This is a genomic window from Amycolatopsis sp. cg9, assembly GCF_041346945.1.
Classification (GTDB): Bacteria; Actinomycetota; Actinomycetes; order Mycobacteriales; family Pseudonocardiaceae; genus Amycolatopsis.
Genome location: NZ_CP166850.1, coordinates 6,065,210 through 6,073,138 on the forward strand (window position 1 = coordinate 6,065,210; position 7,929 = coordinate 6,073,138).

2 protein-coding genes and 1 pseudogene are annotated in these 7,929 nt (G+C 74.7%); 2 read left to right on the top strand and 1 reads right to left on the bottom strand.

Translation table 11 applies throughout. From position 1 onward, the window contains the following. Window positions 1-14: 14 nt before the first annotated feature. Window positions 15-6,134: pseudogene (locus tag AB5J73_RS28385) on the top strand (SDR family NAD(P)-dependent oxidoreductase); the annotation flags it as partial. A 9-nt stretch (window positions 6,135-6,143) separates the two neighbouring features. Continuing rightward, window positions 6,144-6,560 carry a hypothetical protein gene (locus tag AB5J73_RS28390; RefSeq protein WP_370961717.1) on the top strand — a complete coding sequence of 139 codons (417 nt, stop codon included), beginning with the start codon at window positions 6,144-6,146 and terminating at the stop codon, window positions 6,558-6,560. A gap of 68 nt (window positions 6,561-6,628) precedes the next feature. On the opposite strand, the gene AB5J73_RS28395 is transcribed toward AB5J73_RS28390, so the two are convergent. Further along, window positions 6,629-7,408 carry a DUF2306 domain-containing protein gene (locus AB5J73_RS28395; RefSeq protein WP_370961718.1) on the bottom strand — a complete coding sequence of 260 codons (780 nt, stop codon included), beginning with the start codon at window positions 7,406-7,408 and terminating at the stop codon, window positions 6,629-6,631. Window positions 7,409-7,929 lie beyond the last annotated feature (521 nt).

The following is a 7,929-nucleotide window of genomic DNA, read 5'->3' on the forward strand; positions in this document are numbered from 1 at the left end:
CCGTGGCGACCGAAGCCGAGCTGCTCGACTACCTCCGCCGGGTGACCGCCGACCTGCAACGCACCCGCGAGCGCCTGGTCGCCGCGGAGTCCGCGGGCGACGAGCCGATCGCCGTGGTCGGCATGAGCTGCCGCTACCCCGGCGACGTCGACACCCCCGAAGCCCTGTGGCGGCTGGTCGACGACGGCACCGACGCCATCTCCGGCTTCCCGGACGACCGCGGCTGGCCGCTGGCCGACCTGCTCGGCGACGTCGGCGGGCCCGGCACGTCGGCCACCGCGGAGGGCGGCTTCCTGCACGGTGCGGGCGGGTTCGACGCGGCGTTCTTCGGGATGAGCCCGCGCGAGGCGCTGGCCACCGACCCGCAGCAGCGGCTGCTGCTCGAAACCGCATGGGAGGCCTGCGAAAGCGCGGGCATCGACCCGCTTTCCCTGCGCGGCAGCGACACCGGCGTGTTCGTCGGCGTGATGTACAACGACTACGCGATCGCGCTGCAGGGCGTCACCGAGGACCTGGAGGGCTACCAGAGCAACGGCAGCGCCGGCAGCGTCGCTTCGGGGCGCATCTCCTACACCTTCGGGTTCGAAGGCCCGACCGTCAGCGTCGACACCGCGTGCTCGTCGTCTCTGGTCACCCTCCACCTGGCCGCCCAGGCCCTGCGCCGCGGCGAGTGCTCCCTCGCACTGGCGGGCGGGGTCGCGATCATGTCGACGCCGATGGTGTTCATCGAGTACAGCCGCCAGGGCGCGCTCTCGCCGACCGGCCGCTCCCGCGCGTTCGCCGAGGGCGCCGACGGCACCGGCTGGTCCGAAGGCGTCGGCATGCTGGCGCTGGAGAAGCTGTCCGACGCGCGGCGCCACGGCCACGAGGTCCTGGCCGTGCTGCGGGGTTCCGCGGTCAACTCCGACGGCGCGTCCAACGGCCTCACCGCTCCCAACGGCCCGTCGCAGCAACGCGTGATCCGCGCCGCGCTGGCCGACGCCAAGCTGTCACCGTCCGATGTGGACGTCGTCGAGGCGCACGGCACCGGCACGGCGCTCGGTGACCCGATCGAGGCGCAGGCGCTGATCGGAGTCTACGGCCAGGACCGGCCCGAGAACCGTCCGTTGTGGCTCGGCTCGCTGAAGTCGAACATCGGGCACACCCAGGCCGCGGCCGGCGTCGGCGGCGTGCTGAAGATGATCCTCGCCATGCGCAACGGCGTCCTGCCCCGCACCCTGCACGCCGAACAGCCGTCCACCAAGATCGACTGGACCGCCGGCGACGTCGAGCTGCTCACCGAACCCCGGCCGTGGCCGCGGACCGGGGCACCGCGCCGGGCCGCCGTGTCGTCCTTCGGCGTCAGCGGGACCAACGCGCACGTCGTCCTCGAACAGGCCCCGCCCGTCGAACCCGCCGCCGCCGTCGCGGCGGAGCCGGCCGCGATCCCGTGGGTGCTGTCGGCGAAGTCGCCGGAAGCCTTGGCCGCGCAGGCTGCCCGGCTGCTGGCCCACCTCGACGAGCACCCCACGCAGCCGCTGTCCGGGATCGCCCGCACGCTGCTGGCCCGCAGCCGCTTCGACCACCGTGCCGTCGTCGCCGGGACCGGGCACGCCGCCCTCCGCGAAGGGCTGTCCGCGCTCGCGGCCGGCGTCCCGGCGCCGACCGTGGCCACCGGCACGGTGACGTCCGCGCCCGGCCCGGTGTTCGTGTTCCCCGGCCAGGGCTCGCAGTGGCCCGAGATGGCGGTGGAGCTCCTCGAAACCCAGCCGGTCTTCCGCGCCCGCGTCGAAGAATGCGCCGAAGCCCTGGAGCCGTACGTCGACTGGTCGCTGCTGGACGTCCTGACCGGCGTCGAAGGCGCGCCCTCGGTGGACCGGGTCGATGTCGTGCAGCCGGTGCTGTTCTCGGTGATGGTGTCGCTCGCGCACCTCTGGCGCTCCTACGGCGTCCGGCCCGCCGCGGTGCTCGGGCACTCGCAGGGCGAGATCGCCGCCGCGTGCTTCGCCGGGGTGCTGTCGCTGCCCGAAGCCGCGCGGATCGTGACCCTGCGCAGCCGCCTGATCGGCGACCGGCTGGCCGGGCACGGCGGCCTGCTGTCGGTGATGGCGTCGGAAGCCGAAGTCGGCGAGCTGCTCGGCGACTTCGCAGGCACCTTGTCGATCGCGGCGGTCAACGGGCCGCGCACGGTCACCGTGGCCGGCGAGCCGGAAGCGCTGACCACGCTGGAAAAGCGCCTCTCGGCGGCCGGGCTGATGCGCTGGCGCGTCGAGGGCGTCGACTTCGCCGCGCACAGCCCCCAGGTGCGCGTGCTGCACGACGAACTCCTCGACGTCCTGGGCGAACTGCACCCCGGTGAGTCCGCGATCCCGTTCTTCTCCACGGCCGACCAGCGCTGGCTCGACGGCCCCGAGATGGACGGCGAGTACTGGTACCGCAACCTGGAACGCACCGTCCGGTTCGATGCCGGGGTCCGCGCCGCGCTCGACCGCGGCGCCCGCCACTTCGTCGAGATCAGCCCGCAGCCGGTGCTCAGCCTCGGCCTGCAGGCGCTGCTGGAGCAGTCGGGCACCGGGGCGACGGCGTCGGCGACCCTGCTGCTCGGCCACGGCGGCCCGGACCGGTTCCTGGCCGCGCTCGGCGCCGCGTTCGCCCGCGGCGCCGACGTCGACTGGCAGCTCCCCAACGGCGACCGCGTCGCCCTCCCGACGTACCCCTTCCAGCGCACGGACTTCTGGCCCCGCGGCACGCTGCAGGTGACCGGCGACATCACCGCGCTCGGCCTCGCCGCCGCCGGCCACCCGCTGCTCGGCGCCGTGACGGCGTTGCCCGACACCGAAGGGTTCCTCTTCACCTCGCGGCTCTCGGTCCCGACGCACCCGTGGCTGGCCGAGCACACCTTCGGCGGCGCGGTCCTGCTGCCCGGCACGGCGTTCCTGGAGCTGGCCGTCCGCGCCGGCGACGAGGCCGGCTGCCCGGTCGTCGACGAGCTGACCCTGGCCGTGCCACTGGTCATCCCGCCCGGGCAGGCCGTGCGCACCCAGGTGGTGCTCGGCCCGCTGACCCCGGCCGGCCGCCGCACGCTGTCCGTCTACGCCCGGCCCGACGCCGGCGACGAGCCGTGGACCTGCCACGCCACCGGCGTGCTGCGGGCGGGCGAAGTGCCCGAGGCGGGGGACTTCCCCGCCGAATGGCCGCCGGACGGGGCCGAGCCGATCGACTTGACCGGGTTCTACGAGCAGGCCGCCGAGCACGGGTTCGGCTACGGCGCGCTCTTCCGCGGCCTCGAAAAGGCGTGGCGGCACGGCGAAGACGTCTACGCCGAAGTCGCGCTGCCGGAAGCCAACCGCCCCGAAGCGGCCGCCTGCGCCCTGCACCCCGCGCTGCTCGACGCGGCGCTGCACGCGGCGTCGTTCACCGGCGAAGGCCGCAGCAGGCTGCCCTTCTCGTGGACCGACGTCGAGCTGTACGCGGTCGGCGCGTCCCGGGCCCGCGTGCGGATCAGCCCGACCGGCACCGACGGCGTCCGCGTCGACCTCGCCGACACCACCGGCACGCCGATCGTCTCGGTCGGCTCGCTGCTGCTGCGGGCGGCCGGCGCCATCGAGACCGCCCCGGCCCACGGCGACAGCCTCTTCCGCTGGGAGTGGCAGCCGGTGCCGGCCCCGGAGCCCGGCCGGCTCGCCGACGGCACGTGGGTCGTCGCCGGCGCCGACGAGTACGGGCTGACCGGCGCGGTCTACACCCTCGGCCGCGCGGTCGAGACGTTCCTCGGCCTCGGCGCGCTTTCCCGCGCCCTCGACGACGGCCTGCCCGCACCCCAGGTGATCCTGGTGCCGCTGGTGCCGGTGCGGCCGGAGAACGACCGCGACGCCGCCCGCGACCTGACGAAGTGGGTGCTGGGCGAGGTCCAGGCGTTCCTCGAGGAGGACCGGCTGCGCACCACGCGGCTGGTGTTCGTCACCCGCGGTGCCACCGAGGACGCGCTCGCCGGCGCGACCGCGTGGGGCCTGCTGCGGTCGGCGCAGACGGAGAACCCCGGCCGGATCGTGCTGGCCGACCTCGAACGCGAAGGCGACCAGTCCATCCGCGACCTGCTGCCGCTGCTGCCCGGCCTGCTCGCCTCGGGCGAGCCCCAGGTGGTGCTGCGCGACGGCGTCCCGCACGTCGGCCGGCTGACCCGCGCCCGCGGCGGGGAATCCACTGTGGACTGGACCGCGGCGGGGAAGGTACTCGTCACCGGTGGTACCGGGGCACTGGCCCGGGCGGTCGCGCGGCACCTGGTCGCCGAGCACGGCGTCCGCGAACTGCTGCTGGTCAGCCGCAGCGGGCCGGACGCGCCTGGCGCGGCGGAGTTCGCCGCCGAGCTGGCCGCCACTGTGGACATCCGCGCCTGCGACGTGTCCGATCGGGACGCGCTGGCCCGGCTGCTCGAGGCCGAACCCTCGGTGCGGGCGGTCGTGCACACCGCCGGCGCGCTGGAGGACGGCGTCCTCGGTTCGCTGACCCCGAAGAAGCTCGACACGGTGTTCGCGCCGAAGCTCGACGCGGCCTGGCACCTGCACGAGCTGACCCGTGACCGTGAACTGACGGCGTTCGTCCTGTTCTCCTCGTTCGCCGGGTTGGCGGGCAACGCGGGGCAGGGCAACTACGCCGCCGCAAACGCTTTCCTCGACGCCCTCGCCCGCCATCGGCGCGCCCTCGGCCTGCCGGGGACGTCGATCGCGTGGGGTACCTGGGCCGGGGACCGCAGTGTGATGGCCGCGCAGCTGGACGAGACCAGCCGCCGCCGTCAGGAACGCGGGGGAGCGCTGGCGCTGTCGCCCGAGCAGGGGGTGGCCCTGTTCGACGCCTCGCTGGCCCGCCCGGAGCCGGTGCTCGCCGCCATCCGGCTCGACCTGGCCGCGATGCGCGCGGCCGGCGAGGTGCCGCGGCTGATGCACGCGCTGCTCCCGCCGCCGTCCCGCCGCTCGGCGGCCGCGGCCGAACAGGACACGGGCTCGTTCGCCCGGACGTACGCGCAGCTGCCGTCCGGCGACCGGCCGGGCGCGGTGCTGGAGCTGGTCCGCGGCCTGGCCGCCGCGGTGCTCGGGCACCCGGGCGCGGCCGCCGTCCCGGCCGACGGCAGCTTCCCGGAGCTGGGCTTCGACTCGCTGACCGCGATGGACCTGCGCAACCGCCTCCAGACCGCGACCGGCCTGATCCTGCAGGTCGGCGTGGTGTTCGACCACCCGACACCGGACGAGCTGGCCGCCCACCTGGCCGCCGAGCTGACCGCGGAAGCGGCGTCCGGCGAGGGCGCGGCGACGGTGTCGGTGCAGGCTCCGGAGACGATCGCGGGCCTGTTCACCGACGCGCTCAAGGCCGGGCGGCAGGCGGACGCGATCGCGTTCCTGCGCGCGGCGGCGACGTTGCGCCCGAAGTTCCGCACGCCCGAGGAGCTGACCCGCCCGATCCGCCCGCTCCGGCTGGCCCGCCGCGACCCGGACGCCCCGCCCGGCCCGCACCTGATCTGCGTCCCGGCGCTGGTGGCGATGGCGGGGGTGCAGCAGTACTCGCTGTTCGCGGCGTCCTGCCGCGGCCGCCACGACGTCTCGGCGATCCCGATCCCCGGCTTCTCCGACGGCGAGGCGCTCCCGGCCGACCGCCAGGCGCTCGTCGAAGCCGAGGCCGACGCGATCTCGGCGTACACCGGCGGCGAACCGGCGATCGTGCTCGGCGTTTCCACCGGCGGCCTGCTGGTGCACGCGATCGCGACCGAGCTGTGCCGCCGCGGCACACCCCCGGCCGGTGTCGCGCTGCTGGACCCGTACGCGGTGGACAGCGAGTTCGTCGCGAGCGCCGGCGGCGGCCTGATGCAGGGGCTGTACAAGCGCAACCAGCAGTACACCGAGGTGACGAGCGCGGGCCTGTCGGCGATGGCGTGGTGCTTCGACCTGATGGAGGGCTGGGAGCTGGGCCCGCTGCCGTGCCCGACGCTGCTGGTCCGCGCGTCGGAGCCGATCGTGGCGGCGCAGGAGTCGGTGGACTGGCGCTCGGCGTGGGCCCACGCGGACACCGTGACGGACGTGCCGGGCAACCACTTCACGATCGTCGAGGAGCACATCGCGGACGCGGTCGCGGCGGTGCGGGCCTGGCTGCCCCCGGTCGGCTAGCGTGCGGGGGTGCCCGGCCTGCTCGACACCCTCCGCGAGTTCCCCTCGGCAGCGGTGACCGACGAGATCGGCGCCCTGTCGAGGTGGCGGCTGAGCGGACGGGACTGGCAGGCCACCGTGCTCGTCGAGCCGGGCCGCTGGCTCGGGCTGGCGTTCGAGGCGCGCGATCCGGCGACCGGCCGGCGCGCCACCTACGACCTCGACACCGACGGGCAGCTCGGCTACGCGGCGGAGGTCGAACGCGACATCGTCGAATTCCTCGGCAACCTGAGGCGGGGACGCGTTCTGCGCGGGCGCGACGGGCGGAAGTTCGTGCTCGTCTTCCCCCTGGACGGTGCCTACGTCCGGGTCGTGCGGGGACGCTTCCTGACTCGCGCTTCGACGCACGCCACCCGCCCCGGCGGTGACTTCGTCCCGCTGGGCTGAGCGCGCGAAGAAACCCCGGCACCTGGGGTCGTGCCGGGGTTCTCCGCCGCGGGAAGGCAGCCGCGAGACTAGGGGACGGGGTCGGGGGTGGGGCGTTCCAGCACGGGCGTCTTCGTGTCCGCCGCGAGGGCCGGCTCGACCGGCACCGCGGCCTTCGCCGCCGCGCGCTTGGCCGCCTGGCGGCCCAGTGCCCGGTAGCGCGCCCGGTGGTTGAACCACTCCGCGATCAGCAGGTTGACCACCCACGGCACCCACGACGTCAGCGTGGACACCTGGTCCTGCACCGCCGGCGGGCCGTCGACGCCCATCGTGAACACCTCGGGCTCCAGCCACAGGATGGCCGGGCCCAGCCAGAAGCGGGACGCCAGGATCGAGAAGCACAGCGCGAAGCTGCGCAGCATCCACTCGCGGTGCTCGACGATCCGGCCCTGCCGCGCCCGGCGGAAGCCGACGATCGTCGTGCCCAGCCACAGCAGCCCCAGCAGCGCGTTGCCCGCCTTCTGGCCCGGGCCGTGCGTGAGGAACGGCGTGATGGTCAGGATCGCGAGCCCGGCCGGCAGCGCGCCGCCCAGGACGTAGACGCGGCCGGAGATCCGGTGCAGCTTCGGGTTGCGGTTGCGCAGCCACGGCCAGACCTGGATCGCCGCCGTCACGAACGCGACCGACCCGAAGACGATGTGCGCCACCAGCAGCGGGTAGTAGAACGGCAGGTCGAGGCGGGTGGCCGCGGTCGACTTGCTCGGGTCGAAGCCCAGGTAGTTCGGCAGCCGGAACGCGAGGAACCCGAACACCAGGAAGTAGAAGGGGACGATCCAGGGGCGTCTCAACGCCCGTCCGATGCTTGCCATGGCCTGCCTTCCTTCGGGACATCCGGCGCGACGAGCATGCCGCCGCGAAACCACGGAAAACCGCAGACTTCGCGGGTGCGGCGGGCGTGCGGGTCCCGGCACCGCCCGGCCGCCGACCTCGCGAGGCCACACCGCCCGGCGCTCGGCGTTGGGCCCCGCGCGGGTTCTCCGCAGCTCGGCTGGGGCCGCCCCGACCGGCGGGCTTCCTCTGCTCGGCCTCGGTCGCGGCGCGCGTCCGGTCCCCGGCCTCACTCGGGTTGCCGACGCGCCTGTGGGTGTCGCGAATGACTCATTCGGGACGTCAGCGGTCCCGAATGAGTCATTCGCGACCTCGCCGCGCGGATTCCCGCCACCCGAGCGTCTTGCATGACTCAGTCAAGACTTCCGCGCCCGGGGCGATCTCTGGGGAAAAACCGGCCCCGTCCCCGGCATAGTCGCCTTCGACCTGAACCCCGGCGGTGGCTCCGGCGTCGCGAAGGCGGCCGGGCGCCCGCCCGAACCGGATCACTGGGAGCGCCGCG